The following is a 17,592-nucleotide window of genomic DNA, read 5'->3' on the forward strand; positions in this document are numbered from 1 at the left end:
AGTGCTCAGCGCGTCCTGGGATGCGGGGTCGACCCGTACGCCGTCAGGAACCTGTCGCGGAAGGAGCTCATCTTCCACACCGGGGCGTCGTGCGCGGGGCGCAGACCGTCCGTCCAGTTCCAGTCGGCGATCTTGTCCAGGACCTTCGGGTCCTTGGCGACGATGGAGACCGGCACGTCACGGCTGGCGTGGTTGCCGCTGACCCGGGCGATGGGCTGGTGGTCGCCGAGGAAGACCAGCACCGTGTTCTTGTTGCCGTAGCGCTCCAGCCACTGGGTGAGGGCGGTCACCGAGTACTGGACGGACTTGCCGTACTCCTCGCGGGACTTGGTGGTGTCGGCGATGACGTCCTCCGGCTTGTTGCCCGCCGCCTCGATGTCCTTGAAGACCGAGCCGTCGCCCAGCTGGTCCCAGCCGACCATCTTCGGGATGGGCGCCCAGGGCTGGTGGCTGGAGGTCAGGATGAGCAGCGACATCCGCGACTTGCCGTCGGCGGGCTGCTTGCTGTGCACCCGCTCCTGGTACTGCTGGAGCGCGTACTGGTCGGGCATGGTCGACCAGCTGAACTTCGGGCCCTTGTAGCCCAGCTGGAAGGCGTTGTAGACCTTGTCGAGGCCGTACCACTGCTGCTCCGGCCAGCCCTTCTGCACGCCCGGCATCACGCCGACCGTGTCGAAGGCGCCGGTCTTCTTGAAGGCGTCGGTGAGGCTCAAGTGGTCGCTGGCCATGACGGTGCGGTAGCGCTGCTGGTTGCTGATCCACAGGCCCGACATGGTGGTGGAGTGGCCGAGCCAGCTGCTGCCGCCGTACGTCGCCGAGGTCAGCCAGCCGCTCTTGGCGTGGAAACCGGCCTTGGCCAGCGCCTTGGTCCGCACGTCCAGCGTCCTGTCCACGCCGGGTGCCATGATCGGGTCCTCGATGGCGCTGCGCCCGTAGCTCTCGATGAACGTGAAGATCATGTCCTTGCCGCGCAGGTCGGGCACCAGCTGGTCGGCCGGCGTGTTGCCGAACGCGTCGACCTTGGCGACCTTCTGGAACTCCGCCTCGTCGTGCAGGGTGTTCACGACCTGGTGCGCCTGGAGCTTCAGGGCGGAGGCGGTGCGGTCCGAGGCGAGTGGCACACCGCCGAACTGGATGCCGAGGGAGGAGCAGGTGATCCAGGCGACGCCGGCGATGAGGGTGCCCCGGGTGGCCGTTCCGGTGTTCCGGGCGAGCAGGTTGCTCAGCCGGACCGTGGACAGGGCCAGCAGGATGAACAGCAGCAGCACGAGGACGACGACGCCGACGGTGGCGGCCAGCGTGACCGTCTTCCCGAGGGAGTCGTTCAGGTACGACTGCGCGTCGCCGAGCAGGCTCCAGTCGAGGATGGGGTTGAAGCCCCGGCCGAGGTACTGGTTGAAGCCCATGTCGAGGAAGTTCAGCAAGGTCATCGCCCCGAGGGCGACTCCGGAGACGGCGGCCAGCACAATCCGGGGCCGGCGCGGCAGCGCCAGCATCACGGCGGCCCCGATGATGGCCTCCGCCGGTATTCGGGCGAATTTCATCGGCTTGAGCCCGACCACGGTGTTCGGCAGCAGCAGCGCGGCCACCACCAGCGCGGCGGCCAGCACGGAGACGGTCACCGACAGCACGGCCGCGGCGCCGGGATGCGCCGCCCGCCACGCCTCCCGCCGCCCGCGCAGCCGGGCCCGGCCGCTCCAGCCGGGCCAGTTGCGCCGGACCGGCCGGGGAGGCGACGCGATCTCCTGGGCCCGGCTGTCCTCCGGGGCCGGGTCGGTGCCTTCGGCCGCGTCTTCCGCCGCGGCCTCGGGATCACCGGTCCCGGCGCCGCCTTCGCCGGCCTCGGTGCCGGGAGCGTCCGCGGGTGCGGTGCCCGGGGTGGCGGCGGCTTCCTGCGCGGGCTCCTGCTGGGCGCCTTCGGTGCCGCTTTCGCGAGCCTCGGTGCCGGGAGCGTCCGCGGGTGCGGTGCCCGGGTCGGTGGCGGCTTCCTGTGCGGGCTCGTGCTCGGTGCCTTCGGTGCCGCTTTCGCGAGCCTCGGTTCCGGGGGTGTCCGTGGGTGCGGTGCCCGGGGCGGCGGCCGCGTCTTCCGCCGCCCCCTCGGGCGCGGATTTCCGGCCGTCGGCCGGGGGAGCGGACGGGAGGTCGGCCTCCGGGACGGTGGTGGCCTCCGGGGTGGGCTCCGGATCGTCGGCTTCGGTGGCGGCCGCGGGCGCGGCTTCCGTTCCCGGGGCGGTCACCTCCGTGGCGGCGTCCTCCGGCCCGGCGGCCCTCTCGCCGTCGGCGGGGCCCGCCTGTGCCGGGACGCGCGGCACGGATTCGGCCTCGGTCTCGACCCCGGGCCCCTCGGATTCCGGACGGCCGGCGTCGCCGGCCGTTTCCGGTGACTGGCTGATGCTCGTGTGCTGAGGCAACCCGAAGGTCCTTCCGTGCGGGGCCCGTGGACGGCTACGGCGGGCCACGCGGGGAGGCAGGGGCCCGCCGTCATTCCGTACGGTTCGTCCCCGGTGCCTGTTCAGGGCCCTTTGCAAACACCCGGCAAACGGCTCGTCAATTGCTCAGCAGGACGGCCGCTATGCGCCCCCGACCGCCGTGAGCAGCGCCAACGGGGCCGCCGCGGAGCGGGACTCGCGGATGCAGGCGTGCGGGTAGGGTACCGGCTCGGCGTGGGTGCCGCGGCTGTACCCGGCGAGCACCTCCGGCAGCCGGTGGCCGGTCGCCGTCGCCGCGTCGACCAGGGCGTGGGCGACCGTGCGGGCCTCGTCGTGCAGTCCGTAGCGGGCCAGGCCGAGCGCGAGCAGCGCGTTGTCGTGCGGCCAGACCGAACCGCGGTGGTACGACAGCGGGTGGTACGCCGGCTGCCCGGCCGCCAGGGTGCGCACGCCCCAGCCCGAGAAGAAGTCCGGCTCCAGGAGCCTGCGGCCGACCACCTCCCCGTACTCCTTGTCCAGCAGCCCCGACCACAGCAGGTGCCCCGCGTCCGAGGCCAGCGCGTCGACCTGGTGGCCCTCCCCGTCCAGCGCGAGCGCCGGGAAGGAGCGCTCCGCCATCCAGAAGTCCCGCTGGAAGCGGTCACGCAGGTCGGCGGCGGTCTGTTCCAGCAGGGCGGAGTAGGTCTCGTCGTCCCACACCGTGCGCGCCACCCACGCGGTGCGGCGCAGCGCGTCGTACGCGTAGCCCTGGGCGCCCGCCGCCGTCACCGGCCCGTGCGGGCGGGTGCCGTCGGCCGAGCAGATGGCACCGGGGGAGTCCTTCCAGTTCTGGTTGGCCAGACCGCCCCGGTCGGCGCGGTAGACCAGATAGCCGCGCGAGGTCAGCCCGCCGTGGTCGAGCATCCAGCCGACCGCCGCGCGCGCGTGGGGCTCCAGCCGCCGGGCGAGGGCCGTGTCCCCGGTCTGCTCGACGTAGGCGCCGAGCAGCACCAGGAACAGCGGGGTCGCGTCGACCGAGCCGTAGTACCGCCCGTACGGCACCTGCCCGAAGTGCGCCAGCTCCCCGTGCCGCACCTCGTGCACGATCTTGCCGGGCTGGGCGACCGACTCCACGGCGGTGCCCGTCGCCTGGGCGGCGGCGAGCGCGGCCAGCGTGTCGGCGGCCGGCCGCGGGCGGTAGGGGAGGGTGAACAGCGACGTCAGCAGGGCGTCGCGGCCCAACAGCGTGAGGAACCAGGGCGCACCCGCCGCCGGGACGCGCAGTTCCTCCCCGTCCGGTCCGGTCGCCGGGATCTGGAGCGAGGCCAGGTCGGACAGGCCCCGGGCGCAGGCCGCCGCCAGCTCCGGCCAGCCGGTCGGGAAGGCCACCCCCTCCACGAACTCGCCCTCCAGCGCGAGGAGCCGCTCGTTCAGGGCGGCGGGGGAGCGCGGCACCCTGAGGGCCCGCCTGTCGCCGTGCGGCCGGGCGATCACACGCAGCACCAACTCGGCCGTGCCGTGCGGTTCCAGGCCGAGGCTCCAGACGAGCCGGCGGGCCCCCGTGCCGGTCTCCTCGACGCCGTCGGGCGCGGGGTCGGCCGTGATGGTCGTACGAGAGCGCCACTCACCGCGCCGGTAGCCGAACTCCAGCCCGTCGTCCAGGACCTTACGGGAACGCACGGCACCGGTCTTGGTGTAGGTGCGGTGGTCGGAGCGCAGCTCGAACTGGTCGGTGAAGTCGGCGTCGGCGGTGATCGCCAGGCGGACCGTGGTGGGCACCGGGCGGTTGCTGGTCACCCGCAGCAGTTCCACGAACGAGCTGTCCCCGACGGCCTGTTCACGGAAGAGAGTGTGCGCGGGCGGCTCCTGCCGGCCGCCGCGCGGTACCAGCACGCACCGCGCGCCGTCCCCGTCCGCGACCGGTGTGAGCACCTCGGGCACCGCGCCGTCGACGGTGAGCTGCCAGCGGCTGAGGTGCCGGGCGTCGCGGACGAACAACCCGTCCGGTAAGCCGCCGCCCCGGCCGCCGATGATGTCGCCCCGGTCGCCCACGGCGGCGAACGTCGTGCCGTACACGAGCAGATGATGCCGGTCGGTCATCCTCGGTCCCCTCCCTTGTCACTCCTGATCGAAGCCGTTCCTGCCGAGCCCGTTCCTGCCGAGCTCGTCCCCGCCGAAGCCGTCCCTGTCCGGGTCGCTCCCGCCGAACGTGCCGGTCTCCTCGGGGGACACGGCGTGCCCGGGGGAGCCGTGCAGCAGGTCGAGCGTGAGCGCGGCGGTCCAGCCGAAGCCGAGGGCGCCGCAGGCCTCGCCGGTGTACGGGTCGACGTACTCGGCGAAACCGGTCGCCCCGGCGGTCCGCACGAGCGCCTCCCGCAGGGCGTCGGCCCGCTCCCGCTCGCCGTGCGCGCGCAGGCCCCGCTCGACCAGCCAGCCGGTGTTGAACCAGGCCGGGCCGCGCCAGTAGCGGTGCGGGTCGAAGGCCTCGCCGAGCAGGTCGTAGCTGGGCACCAGCCGGGTGGCGCCGCCCAGGCCGAAGTGCGGCCCGGTGAGTGTGCCGACCAGCGCGCCGGCGACCTCGCCGGGCAGGCCGGGCAGCATCAGCGGCACCAGACCGGAGACACCGCGCTCGGGGACCAGACAACCGCCCCGCAGGTCCCGGCAGAAGAACATCCCCCGCGCCGGGTCCCACAGCCGCTCCACCAGCGCCGCCGTGAGGCGTTCCGCGCGCGCGTGCCGGGCCGTGGCGGTCGCGCCCAGTTCCCCCGCGATCCGGGCCAGCGCGTGCTCGGAGGCGATGAGCAGGGCGTTGAAGGCGGGGTCCTCGACGGCGAACCCGCCCGCGCCGTCGGCATACCCCCGGTCCCGGTAGTCCGCCGCCAGCCGCACGTACCGCCCGTAGTCCAGGTCCGTCGGCCGGTCCTCGGGAGAGCCGTGGGCGAGGTCGGCGCGGCGGAAGGAGCGGGCCGGGGCGGGGGTGACCCGGGCGAGCGGCGCGTCCCAGCACGGACTGTTGTCCATGCCCTGCTCCCAGGGGTGGACCACGGACGCCAGTCCGCCGCCGCCCAGGTCCCGCCGGTGCAGCAGATAGCGGTGCCAGGCGGCCAGCCGCGGGTACACCCCGGCCAGGAAGCCCCGGGCGCGCGAGAGCCCCGGGTCGGCGCGGTGCACCAGCCAGGCCGCCAGCGCGTGCACCGGTGGCTGCACGATCCCGGAGGTCTGTACGGTGCGCGGGGCGCCCGCAGCGCGCCCCGCGGTCGAGGAGCGCCAGAAGTCGGGGCTCGGGAAGTACGCGTCGAACGGCACGGAGGGGTTGAAGACGATGTGCGGCACCCGCCCGTCGCCCCACTGGGCGGCCAGCAGCGTCTCCAGCTCCGTCTGCGCCCGTAACGGCGAGATGTGGCGCAGGCCGATCGCGATGAAGGCGGAGTCCCAGGACCACTGGTGCGGATACAGGCTGCGCGAGGGCACCGTCGACCTGCCCGTCCAGTTGCGCTCCAGCACGCGCACGGCGCTGACGTGCGGCGACCCGCCCGATCCCGCCGTGGGCGGGAGATCGTATGCGATCCCGCCCTCGGTGCGGGCGGTGGCGAGCTGGGCAGTGCGATCCACTCGGGGCTCCCCGAACGACGTCCGGCCGACGGGTTCGGCCGTGGCTACCATAGAGTTACGTCTATTTAACACGCAAAACTCACTATGTAATGCAGGCTTGAGAAGCACAAGGGGGTGCGACGCATGAGCGGTCGGAGTCAGGCGAGCGCCGGCGATCTGCTCGCACTGGTGCGCACCGGGCGTGCCACCACGCGCGGTGCCCTCCAACAGGTCACCGGTCTGTCCCGGGCGACCGTCGGCCAGCGCCTGGACCGCCTGTTCCGGGCCGGCTGGCTGAGGGAGGGCGCCGGGGGCCCGGTCGACTCCCCGCTGGGCGGCCGCCCCTCGATCACCCTGGAGTTCGACGACGCGCACGCCGTCGTCCTCGCCGCCGACCTGGACACCCGGCACGCGCGCGCGGCCGTCCTCACGCTGACCGGCGAGATGCTCGCCGAGCACTCCGGCGCGCTGGCCGTCGAGGACGGCCCGGACGACGTGCTCGGCGAGCTGGGCCGGTGGTTCGCCGAGCTGCTGGAGAAGGCCGGGCACCGGGCCGAGGAGGTCTGCGGCATCGGGCTCGCGGTCCCCGGGCCCGTCGACAGCGAGACCGGCCGGGTCGTCCAGCCACCGATCATGCCCGGCTGGGACGGCTACGACATAAGAGGCCGCCTGGCCCGCGCCCTCACCGAGCACACGGGCGCGCCGCCCGTCCCCGTGCTGGTCGACAACGACGCCAACCTCATGGCGTACGGGGAGCAGCGCGCCGGGCACCCGGACTGCTCGGCGTTCGTCCTGGTCAAGGTGTCGACGGGTATCGGCGCGGGCGTCGTGGTCGGGGGCTCGATCTTCCGGGGCGTCGACGGCGGGGCCGGGGACATCGGGCACATCCGGGTGCCGGAGGGCGCCGGGGCGTTGTGCCGGTGCGGGTCGTACGGCTGTCTGGCCGCGATCGCCAGTGGCGGGGCGGTCGCCCGGCGGCTCGCCGAGACGGGCGTGCCGGCCGCCAGCGGCTCGGACGTACGGGACCTGCTGGCGGCCGGGCACCCGGAGGCGGCGGCGCTGGCCCGGGAGGCCGGGCGCCGGGTCGGGGACGTTCTGGCGACCGTCGTGACACTGCTCAACCCGGGGGTGCTGATGATCGCCGGGGACCTCGCGGGCACGCCCTTCCTCACCGGTGTGCGGGAGCTGCTCTACCAGCGGGCGCTGCCGCGCTCCACGGCCCACCTGGACGTCGTCACCTCACGGCTCGGGGAGCGGGCGGGGCTGGTGGGGGCCGGAGCGCTGGTCGTGGAACACCTGTACGCGCCGGAGCGGGTGGAGGAACGGCTGCTTGCGCTGGGGGTGTGACCCCGGCCCTCTCGGCCCGCGCCCGGTCTCCGGGACAGAACCGCGCCAGGGTGCGGGCGGGCAACAGGACGATGTCACTGCGGTAGTGACCGGCTGCGGCGAGGGATTCGGTGGGGAGGGTCGAGGACGGCGTCGGCCTGGTGGGTCAGGCGCCGGTTGCGGGCGAGGGGGAGCAGGGCGTTGATGCGGGTGCCGGTGGAGCGGAAGGCGACCGCTGCGGTGACCTTGCGGCCGGTACAGGTTGCCGGCCGGCCCGCGTAGGCGGCCACGTCCGCATCGGCGCGGGCGCCTGTGAGGATGGCCAGGACGCCACCTGCGGACGGTCGGCCGGTGACGGTGTAGGCGGCCACAAACCTGGTGCGGGGTGCGGCAGGTATGTTGCGGCGGCTGAGGGTGGTCATGACGGCCCTTCCGGATGGTGCCGGCTGGTGCTGGGGGCCGCGGTGTCCGGCTCGGTGCCGGTCACGTCGTCCACCCCGCGCGTCGCCTCGCCGCTGTCACTGCCTCCGCCGCGGGTGGCGATCAGAGACCAGGCGATGGAGACGGTGACGGTGACGACGATGACGCCGAGGGTGAGAGGGAGGGGAAGCTTGCCGACGGGGGTTTCGGACAGGATGAGCTTGACGCCGGCGAAGGCGAGCAGGACCGCGAGCCCGTAGTGCAGGTAGGCGAAGCGGCGCAGGAGTCCGGCCAGGCAGAAGTACAGGCTGCGCAGGCCGAGGACGGCGAAGGCGTTGGCGGTCCACACGATGAAGGTGTTGGTGGTGATCGCCAGGACGGCGGCGACGGAGTCGACGGCGAAGATCAGATCGGTGGCCTCGACCGCGACCAGCACCACGAATAGCAGCGTCGCCACTCGTTTTCCGCTGACGCGGATGAAGAACTTGTCGCCGTGGAAGCGCGGGTCGGTGGGGATGATCTTCTTGACGAGTCGGACGACGGGGTTGCGGTCGGGGTGGACCTCCTCGTCCTTGGAGACGGCCATCTTGTAGCCGGTCCAGATCAGGAACGCACCGAACAGGTAGGCGGTCCAGGCGAACACCTGGAGCAGTTCGGCGCCGATGAAGATGAGCACCAGGCGGGCCGCGAGCGCGCCGATGACGCCCCAGAACAGGACCTTGTGCTGGTAGGCGTCGGGCACGGCGAAGAAGGAGAAGACCAGCGCGAAGACGAAGACGTTGTCGATAGACAGGGCCTTTTCGATCAGGTAGCCGGCGTAGTAGGTGGAGGACGCGTCGCCGCCCTGCCAGGCCCACAGGATGAGGCCGAAGCCGAGGCCGATGGCGATCCACAGGCCGCTCCACAGGGCGGCCTCGCGGAAGCCGATCACGTGGTTGTCGCGGTGGGTGATCAGGTCGACGGCGAGCATGAGGCCGATGCCGAAGGTGACCGCGGCCCACACCCACAGCGGGACGGCGAACGACATTTCATTCATGGTGGATCGGCTTCCTCGAGCGGGGGCGAAAGGACAGAGACGGAGAAGAGAGTCGGGGTGCCCCGGGCCCTGGCGGGTTACGGAGGGCTGACGGCGTGGACGAAGGGTCCGCCGCGTACGGCGGAGGCTTCGGTCAGGCTGTGCGCGTCCAGGCCGGCCGGACCCCGGCCGGAGGCCACCACCAGTGGGGAGCGATGACGTGCGGCCAACGCGAGCACCCCGCCCGCGGCCCGCAGCCGCATCTGTCCGCCGCCATGGGCTGGGACGGGGTGGGCGACGGGGATGTAGCCGACCCCGGCAGCACGCAGCCGGGGCAGCACGCGGGCCAGAAACACCCGGGCCGCCTGCGCGTCCAGGCGGGCACGCTTCGGAATCTGCCGCCGGGCGGGCAGGACGGCGACCAGCAGCACCGGTGCCTTGCGCGGTGTGGCCAGCCGGACCGCAGCGTCGACCACGGCCAGGTCGTCGGAGTGGTTGGTCACCGGCGCGGTGACCGGGTGCGGCAGGGACAGCGGCAGCACCGGAGATCCGGTTTCCGCGTGGCGGGTCAGGGCCGGGGCGGAGGTCTGGGTGGACATCGTGACCCCCTTTCAGCGGGAGCGAAGAGGGTGGTGGCGGTACGTCCAGCGTCACCTGACCCTTTCATCCCCGTCCATGTTATGCGAAAACTTTTTCGGCAATTATTTTTCGCGAAGTGATGTTGGTTGTGCGAAGTCGGCTTCGTATGATGAAGGCCATGAGCCAGCCCTCCAGCCCGCGCGGCGCTCAGTGGACCTTCCTGACCAACCACGCCCGGGTCCTGATCGCCCTCGCCCGCGACCCCGAAGCGCGCGGGCGTGACGTCGCCGACGCCATCGGCATCACCGAACGCGCCGTCCAGCTGATCGTCGCCGACCTCGAAGCGGCGGGATACCTCACCCGCGAGCGCGTCGGCCGCCGCAACCGCTACACCATCGATCCCACCGTCGCCCTGCGTCACCCCAGCGAGGCGGACCACCCCGTCGGCGACCTCCTGGCCACCTTCCTGCACCGCGAGGACACCCCCGCCGACGACCGCGAACGCGCCGCCTCGTAAACCGGTCCCCCCGAGCGTGGCGGCGCCAGGGTGTGCGGCAGCCGGTCCTGGCCGCCCGCTCCCCGTGGGGCGGCCGGGACCGATCCTTTGCCCGAGCCTCAGCGGCTGGGGCAGGGCGCGGCCAGCGGCGCCCACGGCACCGGCGAGGCCGCGTGGACGAACGGGCCACCGCGGATGGTGGCGGCCTCCATCACCGTGCAGGCGTCCAGGCCCGCCGGCCCGCTGCGCGAGACCACCAGCAGTGAGCAGCCGTGCAGGACCGCCGTGTCCAGCAGGGCCTTCGCCGCGTGCAGTCGCCCGCCTCCGCGGAGAGCAGGGCGGTGGTAGACGGCCGCCTGGTGGGCGATCCCCGCGCGGGCCAGGCGCGGCATGGCCCGTCCCAGCGCGGCGCGGGCCGCCGTCGAGTCCGGGCGCACGGCCCCGGCCCTGGGCGGCGGCGGAGGCATGACCGCGATCAGCAGCAGCGGTGCGCCGCGCGCGGCGGCGAGCCGGACGGCTGCGTCCACCACGGCGGTGTCATCCAGGCGGTCGGCCAGCACTGCGGCCACTGGGAACCGCCGACGGACGAGCGAGGGAGCGGCCGGGGTGGGCGAGGAGTTCGGGCAGGTGGTGTCCATGGCGATCGCGCTTTCCGGGAGGGCGGAAGGATGGGCACTTCCAGCGTCTCCACCGCTCGTAAAGCGCGTCAAGACTTACGCGAAAGATTTTTCGCGTATCGCATATCGCATGTCTGGGGTGGGGTGCCCGTCTTCTGCGACAGGTGTGCGGATTCCCGCCGCTCTCCTGCGGAGCGGGGCCAGGGAGCCGCGGGCGGGGCCCGGCTCCTGGACGGGAACGGCGTACACCAGCAGGTTCCGCTGGTAGCCCCCGCGCTCGCGGTCGTACGGGGGCGTGCAGGTGACCAGGGTCAGGACCGGCCGCCCGTGACGCCGGAACACCTCTTCGGGGAGCCTGTCCCTGTCGACCACCTCGCGCGCCGTCACCTCGTACCGGACGGGGGGTGCGTCCCGGCGGGCGACGGTGACGTCATCGCCCTTGCGGACCCCGTACAGCTTGGCGAAGGCGCCCAGGCGGCCGGTGCGGTCGTCCACATGGCCGACGAGGACGGCGGATCCGGCCCGCGCGCCCGGCGCGGGGCCGTAGCGGTACCAGCCGACCTGCCCGGCGTCGCCGGGGATCTCCACGGTGCCGTCGTCCGCGACGCCGACGCTCAGGACCCGGGCGTCCAGGGAGACCCGTGGGACGCGCAGTGCCGTCGGCTCGGGTGCGGGGCCGGACGCGTCCTCCGCCTCACCCGGTCCGCCGTCGTGGGTCCCGAACGAGTGCCCGGCCGTGGGCTCCTGGGCCCGCGGCCGGGCACCGAAGTCCGACGGCGCCGAGGCCCCGGACGGCCACAGCGACCAGACCAGCAGCGCCGCCAGGACGACGGCGACGACCGCGGCGGCCGCCGCGGAGGATCGCCCGCCCCTGCGTGAGGAACGCACGGATCCGCCGTCAGTCTCTCCGGGTCCGCAGGCGACGGGCGGCCAGCAGACCGGCGACCGCGACGGCGCCCGCGGTGCCCCCGGCGAGCCAGGCGGTGGCGGAATCGTTGTCGGCGGCCATCGCGCCGCTCTCACCGGCGTTCACGCCCTTCGGCGCGGAGTCCGTGCCGCTGATCGTCTGTGTCGCCAGCGCGAGGTTCTTGTCCTTGGCGCTGCCCCAGGCGTAGACGACCGTGCTCACGCCCTCGGCGAGGTCGAGGTCGGCGGGGCCGATGTCCACGGTGCTGGTCCCTGCCAGGACGACGTCGGCGCTGACCGTGCCGGCGGGCACCTCGAGCGACTTCTCGTTCGGATTGGTCAGACCCTTGATGATCGGCTTGCCGCCCGCGCGGACGTCCACGGCGGGTGCCGCGGCCACGTGCCGGACGGTCAGCCGCGACCGACCGGCCGGGACCTTGGCGGTGTCGTTGACGAACGCGGTGAGCGTGGGGTTGCCCTTCGCGTCGAGGTGGGCCGCGAGCGTGGCGTTCGCCCCGGCCGGGACGTCGACGCTCTTCTGGATGACGGGTTTGCCGTCGGGGCCCTCGCCGTCGGGGAAGATCTTGATGTCATAGGTGCCCCCGTCCAGTGGCTGGGGCGCGGTCACGGTGCCGGGCTTGAAGTCGGGGATCAGTTCTTTCCCGTTGGCGTACACGTCGACGGTGAGGCCGGGAACGCCGTGGAAGACGGACACGGATGCCTTGCCGCCCTGTTGCGCCGCGGCGTCCGCGGAGGCGGGAACGGCTATCGCCAGGGACATTACGCAGGCACTGGCGGTGGTGGCTGCTGCCTTCCTGCTGCGTGACTCATCAGTGGAATTCCCTTCGTGGGGGACCCGGGCGCACGTCTGGCCCGGCTGTGGAGGCGCCTTTCGATGCACGCGATGAGGTCGTGGGCCGGATGCCCGGTCGGTCCTTCACCGGCCCCGTACCCGCGTCCGTCGGGCTGTCGCTCGGCACAACGCGGCGGGTGCTGCCTGTAGTGAGAGGGGGGGCGGCTCCTGGTGCCCTGAACCGAGCCGGCGTGTCGAGCCCGGCCGGTGCGAGGCAGGCTTCTTCCTCGAGCGGACTGTTCCCGCAACGCCTGATCGAGTTTGACATGCCCTTTAGATATTTCGCCACTTACGTCCCATATGTCACGCATGCCTTACGCGAGTGCGGCGCGCCGAACTTCGTTCGTGTTTGTCGTCCGGGCACCCGTCCGCATGGTGAAATCCGGTCCGCTGTGGCAGCGTGATTCTCGCCACCCTTGATAAGGGTTGCGCTCAAATGAGCGGATCTTGAGCGGCTGCACTTCTCCAAGGGGTGGCACTGGGTGCCATCTCCCGATCGTTCATCGATCGAAATCATACGTGGCGCGACCCGCTCACCTGAGCGAAAAACTACACCTGTGGGCCCCTGGGCGTTCAAGAAGTGAAAACACAGCGCCGTCACCACTTGCCAAGCTTTGACTTTCGATCCACTGGCGGACGGCTGGTTACGGGCCCATGACACGCAAGTGGACGTACCCAGGCACCTTGGATCTGGGTATGTTCCTCGCCGTCAGGGCAGCCACCGCGGCCTCAAGGAGTCGAGACCCGTGTCGGAAAACAAAGAACCCCACGTAGCGAAGTTCGTTTACGACTTCACCGAGGGCAACAAGGACCTCAAGGACCTGCTCGGTGGCAAGGGCGCCAACCTCGCCGAGATGACCAACCTGGGTCTTCCCGTCCCGCCCGGCTTCACCATCACCACCGAGGCCTGCAAGGTCTACCTCGACAGCGGCGACGAGCCGGCGGCACTGCGTGACGAAGTGAGTGCGCACCTCGACGCCCTCGAGCAGAAGATGGGCAAGAAGCTCGGCCAGGCCGACGACCCCCTCCTCGTCTCCGTCCGCTCCGGCGCCAAGTTCTCCATGCCCGGCATGATGGACACCGTCCTGAACATCGGCCTCTCCGACAAGTCGGTGCAGGGCCTGGCCAAGCAGGCCGGCGACGAGCGCTTCGCCTGGGACTCCTACCGCCGACTCATCCAGATGTTCGGCAAGACCGTGCTCGGCGTCGACGGCGACCTCTTCGAGGAGGCCCTCGACAAGGCCAAGGCCGCCAAGAAGGTCACGGTCGACACCGAGCTGGAGGCCGCGGACCTGAAGAAGCTGGTCACCACCTTCAAGAAGATCGTCAAGAAGGAGGCCGGCCGGGACTTCCCGCAGGACCCGCGCGAGCAGATGGACCTCGCCATCAAGGCGGTCTTCGACTCCTGGAACGGCGACCGCGCCAAGCTCTACCGCCGCCAGGAGCGCATCCCGCACGACCTCGGCACGGCCGTCAACGTCTGCTCCATGGTCTTCGGCAACCTCGGCCCCGACTCCGGCACCGGCGTCGCCTTCACCCGCGACCCGGCCTCCGGCCACCAGGGCGTCTACGGCGACTACCTGCAGAACGCGCAGGGCGAGGACGTGGTCGCGGGCATCCGCAACACCGTGCCGCTCGCCGAGCTGGAGAACATCGACAAGAAGTCGTACGACCAGCTCATGCAGATCATGGAGACCCTGGAGAACCACTACAAGGACCTCTGCGACATCGAGTTCACCATCGAGCGCGGCCAGCTGTGGATGCTGCAGACCCGCGTCGGCAAGCGCACCGCCGGTGCCGCCTTCCGCATCGCCACCCAGCTGGTGGACCAGGGCCTGATCGACGAGACCGAGGCGCTGCAGCGGGTCAACGGCGCCCAGCTCGCCCAGCTGATGTTCCCCCGCTTCGACGAGCACGCCAAGGCCGCGCAGGTCGGCCGGGGCATCGCCGCCTCGCCGGGCGCGGCGGTCGGCAAGGCGGTCTTCGACTCCTACACCGCCGTCAAGTGGTCCCGCTCCGGCGAGAAGGTCATCCTGGTCCGCCGCGAGACCAACCCCGACGACCTCGACGGCATGATCGCGGCCGAGGGCATCCTCACCTCCCGCGGCGGCAAGACCTCCCACGCGGCCGTCGTCGCGCGCGGCATGGGCAAGACCTGTGTCTGCGGCGCCGAGGAACTGGAGGTCGACACCAAGCGGCGCCGGATGACGGTCCCGGGCGGACACGTCGTCGAGGAGGGCGACGTCATCTCCATCGACGGGTCGAGCGGCAAGGTCTACCTGGGCGAGGTCCCGGTGGTCCCCTCCCCGGTCGTGGAGTACTTCGAGGGCCGGATGCACGCGGGCGCCCACGACGCCGACGAACTCGTCGAGGCCGTGCACCGGATCATGGCCTTCGCCGACCGCAAGCGCCGGCTGCGGGTGCGGGCCAACGCGGACAACGCCGAGGACGCGCTGCGCGCTCGTCGCTTCGGCGCGCAGGGCATCGGCCTGTGCCGTACGGAGCACATGTTCCTCGGTGACCGCCGGGAGCTGGTCGAGCGCCTCATCCTGGCCGACACGCAGGAAGAGCGCGAGGAGAGCCTGAAGGCGCTGCTCCCGATGCAGAAGCAGGACTTCGTGGAGCTGTTCTCGGCGATGGACGGCCTCCCGGTGACGATCCGCCTCCTGGACCCGCCGCTGCACGAGTTCCTCCCCGACATCACGGAGCTCTCGGTCCGCGTCGCCCTCGCCGAGTCCCGGCAGGAGCCGCACGAGAACGAGCTGCGCCTGCTCCAGGCCGTCCACCGGCTGCACGAGCAGAACCCGATGCTGGGTCTGCGCGGTGTCCGGCTCGGCCTGGTCATCCCCGGCCTGTTCACGATGCAGGTCCGCGCGATCGCCGAGGCCGCGGCCGAGCGCAAGAACGCCAAGGGCGACCCACGCGCCGAGATCATGATCCCGCTCGTCGGCACCGTCCAGGAGCTGGAGATCGTCCGCGAGGAGGCCGACCGGGTCGTCGCCGAGGTGGAGGCGGCCACCGGCACCCGGCTCAAGCTGGCGATCGGCACGATGATCGAACTGCCGCGTGCCGCGCTGACCGCCGGACAGATCGCCGAGGCGGCCGAGTTCTTCTCCTTCGGCACCAACGACCTCACCCAGACGGTGTGGGGCTTCAGCCGGGACGACGTCGAGGCCTCGTTCTTCACGGCGTACCTGGAGAAGGGCATCTTCGGGGTGTCGCCGTTCGAGACGATCGACAAGGACGGCGTCGGCTCCCTGGTGAAGGCCGCGGCGAAGGCGGGCCGCGAGACCCGTCCCGACCTGAAGCTCGGCGTCTGCGGTGAGCACGGCGGCGACCCCGAGTCCGTCCACTTCTTCCACGAGGCCGGGCTCGACTACGTCTCCTGCTCCCCGTTCCGCATCCCGGTCGCCCGCCTCGAGGCGGGCCGCGCGGCCACCCAGTCGGAGGGCAGCGACCACCGCTGACCGGCCGCAAGGACCCCGGAGCCGTCGCTTGTCACCCGACCCTCACCGATCGGCGGCGGCTCCGGAGCACGGAAACCGAAGGGACGGCACCCTGTGCGGGGGTGCCGTCCCTTCGGTTCTGCCCAGAAGGCGTCAGAAGGTGCCGTCGGTGTTGACCGGCCCGACCTGGAAGACGCCGGAACAGGTCTTCCAGCCGGCCGGAACGAGGACCGCCTTGGTCGAGGCCGGCGGATAGACCCTGAGATAGCTTCCGGTACGCAGGCACGGCCCGCCGACGGGACCGTTGGTGGTGCGGACGACCGCCGACGCGGAGTGGGCGGGTGCCAGGGTGACAGTGGAGTAGGACGAGCCGCTGTGGGTGGCGGCCGCCCCGATCTGCCGGTGCGCGGAGTCGAGGACGCTGACGCCCGGGTAACCGCGCAGGGCGCAACTGGTGGTGCTGGTGTTGGTGAACCGGACCGGCCAGTAGAGCGAGCCCGCCGCGCCCTCCTTGCGGCCCATCGAGAGGTACAGGTCGCTCACGGTGCAGGTACGCGTACTGCTCGACGCCTGCTGCGCCTGTGCCGCCGTCGTCACGCTCCATGTGGCCCCCGCGGTAGCGAGGCCCGCGAGGACGGCGGTCAGGGAGACGGCGATGCCGCGCCGGGAGAGGTGGTGAGAGTGCAGCGCCATGGCGCATCCGCCTCCATCTGGGTGAATGAGTGGATTGGGTCGGTATGTTGGACGCGGCTGCGGCGGAAAAGGTTGTACAGGACGCGTATCGGTCAGTACATGACGACTCGGGGGCGTGGATGCGGGTCGGCCGGGGGGGGCGTCCCGGAAGCGGGGGCGCTGGGACCGGAGGGCGTCGCGCAGGGCGCCGGGCCGGTTACGGGGCATCGGCCTTTCGGCATGTGGTCATGGACCGCATGATCCCCGAGGGGACATCCTTGGGGCCAGAGGTTTCCGGCACTCCGCCCCACGTAAGGACTCGATCATGCCCGCCTGGACTGCCGACCGTATCCCCGGACAGACCGGCCGCACCGCTGTCGTCACCGGTGCCAACAGCGGCCTCGGGTACGTCACCGCACGGGAGTTGGCGCGCCGGGGGGCCCGGGTGGTGCTTGCCTGCCGGAGCGAGGCGCGGGGGAACGCCGCGGCCGACCGGATCGTGGCCGAAGTGCCGGAGGCGCGCGCCGAGTTCATGCGGCTCGACCTGGGCGACCTGGCGTCCGTACGGGAGTTCGCGGACCGGCTGCCGTACGAGCGGGTCGACCTGCTCGTCAACAACGCCGGAGTGATGGCGCTCCCGTACGGGACCACGGCCGACGGCTTCGAGACCCAGTTCGGCGTCAACCACCTGGGCCACTTCGCCCTCACCGGCCTGCTGCTGCCCGCGCTGCTCGCCACGCCCGGCGCCCGGATCGTGACCGTGTCCAGCCTGATGCACGCACTGGCCAACATCGATCCCTCGGACCTGAACAGCGTGCGCCGCTACCGGCGCTGGGTCGCCTATGCCCGGTCCAAGACCGCCAACCTGCTCTTCACGCACGAGCTGGCCCGCCGGCTCTCGGCACACCGGGCCGATGTGGTGGCCGCCGCGGCTCACCCCGGCTACGCCGCCACCAACCTGCAGACCGCCGGTGTCCGGGCCGAGGGCCGCCGGATCGCCGAACGGCTCGTGGAGCTCGGCAACCGGGTCGTCGCCCAGCCCGCCGAGGCGGGGGCCCTGCCGACGCTGTACGCGGCGACCGCCCCCGATGTACGGCCCGACGCCTTCCTCGGCCCGTCCTTCGCGATGTGGCGGGGCGCGCCGGCACCGTCCTGGCGAGCGCCGTGGACGCTCAACGACGCGATGGGGGAGCGGCTCTGGACGGAGTCCGAGCGGCTGACGGGTGTCACGTACGACGCGTTGAAGTAGCGACTCCATTTTCC

At 72.0% G+C, this 17,592-nt stretch carries 14 protein-coding genes; 4 read left to right on the forward strand and 10 right to left on the reverse strand.

Going from position 1 to position 17,592, the window contains the following annotated elements:
* Positions 1-5: 5 nt before the first annotated feature.
* From ACWC21_RS01550 to ACWC21_RS01560, 3 genes are all read right to left on the reverse strand, one after another.
* Entirely contained in the window at positions 6-1,622 is a 1,617-nt protein-coding gene (locus tag ACWC21_RS01550) for a sulfatase-like hydrolase/transferase (protein ID WP_450877025.1), read from the reverse strand.
* 948 nt (positions 1,623-2,570) lie between these two features.
* Entirely contained in the window at positions 2,571-4,508 is a 1,938-nt protein-coding gene (locus ACWC21_RS01555; protein ID WP_450876922.1) for an amylo-alpha-1,6-glucosidase, read from the reverse strand.
* Positions 4,509-4,526: 18 nt separating this feature from the next.
* On the reverse strand, positions 4,527-6,020 hold the full coding sequence (locus ACWC21_RS01560) for an MGH1-like glycoside hydrolase domain-containing protein (protein WP_450876924.1): 1,494 nt from the start codon (positions 6,018-6,020) through the stop codon (positions 4,527-4,529).
* Between the two features lie 123 nt (positions 6,021-6,143).
* Here ACWC21_RS01560 and ACWC21_RS01565 point away from each other — a divergent pair, with 123 nt between their 5' ends.
* A complete protein-coding gene (locus ACWC21_RS01565; protein WP_450876926.1) occupies positions 6,144-7,346 on the forward strand; it encodes an ROK family protein in 1,203 nt (400 codons plus the stop codon).
* Positions 7,347-7,420: 74 nt separating this feature from the next.
* Here the strand turns inward: ACWC21_RS01565 and ACWC21_RS01570 are convergent, their stop codons facing one another.
* The 3 genes from ACWC21_RS01570 to ACWC21_RS01580 all read right to left on the reverse strand — a co-directional run bounded on the left by ACWC21_RS01570 (position 7,421) and on the right by ACWC21_RS01580 (position 9,359).
* Entirely contained in the window at positions 7,421-7,747 is a 327-nt protein-coding gene (locus ACWC21_RS01570) for a hypothetical protein (protein WP_450876928.1), read from the reverse strand.
* Positions 7,744-8,781 carry a TerC family protein gene (locus tag ACWC21_RS01575; protein WP_450876929.1) on the reverse strand — a complete coding sequence of 346 codons (1,038 nt, stop codon included), beginning with the start codon at positions 8,779-8,781 and terminating at the stop codon, positions 7,744-7,746. Before ACWC21_RS01575 ends, ACWC21_RS01570 begins: the two co-directional genes overlap by 4 nt.
* A 77-nt stretch (positions 8,782-8,858) precedes the next feature.
* Entirely contained in the window at positions 8,859-9,359 is a 501-nt protein-coding gene (locus ACWC21_RS01580; protein WP_450876931.1) for a universal stress protein, read from the reverse strand.
* Positions 9,360-9,517: 158 nt separating this feature from the next.
* Here ACWC21_RS01580 and ACWC21_RS01585 point away from each other — a divergent pair, with 158 nt between their 5' ends.
* Complete coding sequence (locus ACWC21_RS01585; protein WP_450876933.1) at positions 9,518-9,856, forward strand: helix-turn-helix transcriptional regulator; 339 nt, start codon at positions 9,518-9,520, stop codon at positions 9,854-9,856.
* Positions 9,857-9,954: 98 nt separating this feature from the next.
* On the opposite strand, the gene ACWC21_RS01590 is transcribed toward ACWC21_RS01585, so the two are convergent.
* From ACWC21_RS01590 to ACWC21_RS01600, 3 genes are all read right to left on the reverse strand, one after another.
* Positions 9,955-10,473, reverse strand: coding sequence for a universal stress protein (locus ACWC21_RS01590; RefSeq protein ID WP_450876935.1), 519 nt, complete (start codon positions 10,471-10,473; stop codon positions 9,955-9,957).
* 75 nt (positions 10,474-10,548) lie between these two features.
* On the reverse strand, positions 10,549-11,340 hold the full coding sequence (locus ACWC21_RS01595) for a class F sortase (protein ID WP_450876937.1): 792 nt from the start codon (positions 11,338-11,340) through the stop codon (positions 10,549-10,551).
* 10 nt (positions 11,341-11,350) lie between these two features.
* Positions 11,351-12,139: a DUF4397 domain-containing protein gene (locus ACWC21_RS01600; protein WP_450876939.1), complete on the reverse strand. Its 789-nt coding sequence runs from the start codon at positions 12,137-12,139 to the stop codon at positions 11,351-11,353.
* Between the two features lie 818 nt (positions 12,140-12,957).
* On the opposite strand from ACWC21_RS01600, the gene ppdK reads away from it, so the two are divergent.
* Entirely contained in the window at positions 12,958-15,678 is a 2,721-nt protein-coding gene (ppdK, locus tag ACWC21_RS01605; RefSeq protein ID WP_450876941.1) for a pyruvate, phosphate dikinase, read from the forward strand.
* Between the two features lie 132 nt (positions 15,679-15,810).
* Here ppdK and ACWC21_RS01610 read toward each other — a convergent pair whose 3' ends face one another.
* Positions 15,811-16,350 carry a DUF4232 domain-containing protein gene (locus tag ACWC21_RS01610; RefSeq protein ID WP_450876943.1) on the reverse strand — a complete coding sequence of 180 codons (540 nt, stop codon included), beginning with the start codon at positions 16,348-16,350 and terminating at the stop codon, positions 15,811-15,813.
* Positions 16,351-16,654: 304 nt separating this feature from the next.
* On the opposite strand from ACWC21_RS01610, the gene ACWC21_RS01615 reads away from it, so the two are divergent.
* Positions 16,655-17,578, forward strand: coding sequence for an oxidoreductase (locus ACWC21_RS01615; RefSeq protein WP_450876945.1), 924 nt, complete (start codon positions 16,655-16,657; stop codon positions 17,576-17,578).
* Positions 17,579-17,592: the final 14 nt, after the last annotated feature.

The organism is Streptomyces sp. NPDC001348 (genome assembly GCF_053597535.1).